The sequence below is a fragment of the Acrocarpospora corrugata genome (assembly GCF_009687845.1).
Classification (GTDB): Bacteria; Actinomycetota; Actinomycetes; order Streptosporangiales; family Streptosporangiaceae; genus Acrocarpospora; species Acrocarpospora corrugata.
On sequence record NZ_BLAD01000017.1, the window covers coordinates 1 to 1228 of the forward strand.

General features: G+C 69.2%; 2 protein-coding genes. Both read left to right on the forward strand.

The annotated features are described in order from the left end of the window. Positions 1–47 precede the first annotated feature (47 nt). Positions 48–410, forward strand: a complete 363-nt coding sequence (locus tag Acor_RS00110; protein WP_155334409.1) for a transposase — start codon at positions 48–50, stop codon at positions 408–410. After that, the coding region (locus Acor_RS00115; protein WP_170316738.1) for an IS3 family transposase at positions 407–1228 on the forward strand (822 nt) is incomplete at its 3' end. The genes Acor_RS00110 and Acor_RS00115, both read left to right, overlap by 4 nt.

Below are 1228 nucleotides of genomic sequence, written 5' to 3' on the forward strand. Positions count from 1 at the left end.
GCTTCCCCTCATAGCGTGGAGACCTGAACCTGGGAGAAGGTTGGGTCGTGGCAAGCAAGAGACGCCGGTTTGATCCGGAGTTCCGGGCGGGCGCGGTGCGCATCGTCAAGGAGACCGGCAAGCCCGTCGCGCAGATCGCGCGGGATCTGGGCATCAACCCCTACACGCTGAACAACTGGATGCACATGGACCGGCTCGTCGAACGGCCGGGCGGCGGCGAGGAGCACGCGGTGCCGGCCGAGTCCGAGCGGGAGGAACTGGCCCGGCTGCGGCGGGAGAAGGCCGAACTGGCCCAGCGGCACGCCCAGGAGAAGGCGGCCTGGGAGAAGGAACGTGCCGAGCTGGCGGATGAGCGTGATGTCCTCAAGCGCTCGGTGGTCTTGTGGGTGAAAGAGGCGATGGGCCGGTGAGCGTGGCGGCCTTCATCAGCTCCCAGAAGACCGAGTTCGGCATCGACCACGTGGCCTCCTGCCGGGCGCTGGGGGTCTCGCCGTCATGGTTCTACAAGTGGAGAGACCGACCTCCCACCGCGCGTGAGCAGCGGCGCGCCGGCCTGGACGCGGAGATCACGGCGGTGTTCACCGCCTCCGGCGGCACCTACGGTTCCCCGCGCGTCACCCGTGACCTGCGGGAGAAAGGGTGGCGGATCTCGGAGAACACGGTCGCGGCGCGGATGGCCGAACTCGGCCTGGTCGCCCGCGTGCGCGCCAAGCCGCGCTCGCTGACCCGCCAGGGCAAGCGCCCGGCGGCGCCGGACCTGGTGCGACGGAACTTCACCGCGGTCGCCCCGGATGTGCTGTGGTGCGGCGATGTCACCGAGATCACCACCGGCGAGGGCAAGCTGTATCTGGCCACGGTGGAGGACCTGTTCTCCCGCCGGCTGCTGGGCTATGCGATGAGTGAGCGCCACGACGCCGCGCTGACGGTGGCATCGTTACAGATGGCGGTGGCCACCCGGGGCGGCGACGTGGACGGCACGATCTTCCACTCCGACCGGGGCAGCGAGTACACCGCTGCCGCCTACCAGGCTGCCTGTCGCCGCAACGGCGTGGTTCAGTCGATGGGACGGGTGGGCTGCGCGCTCGACAACGCCGCCGCCGAGTCGTTCAACTCCACGCTGAAAGTCGAGTTCGTCCACCGGCACCACTTCGGCACCCGAGCCGAGGCCCGCATGAAGATCGCAACCTGGATCGCCGACTTCTACAACACACGCAGGCGGCACAGCGCC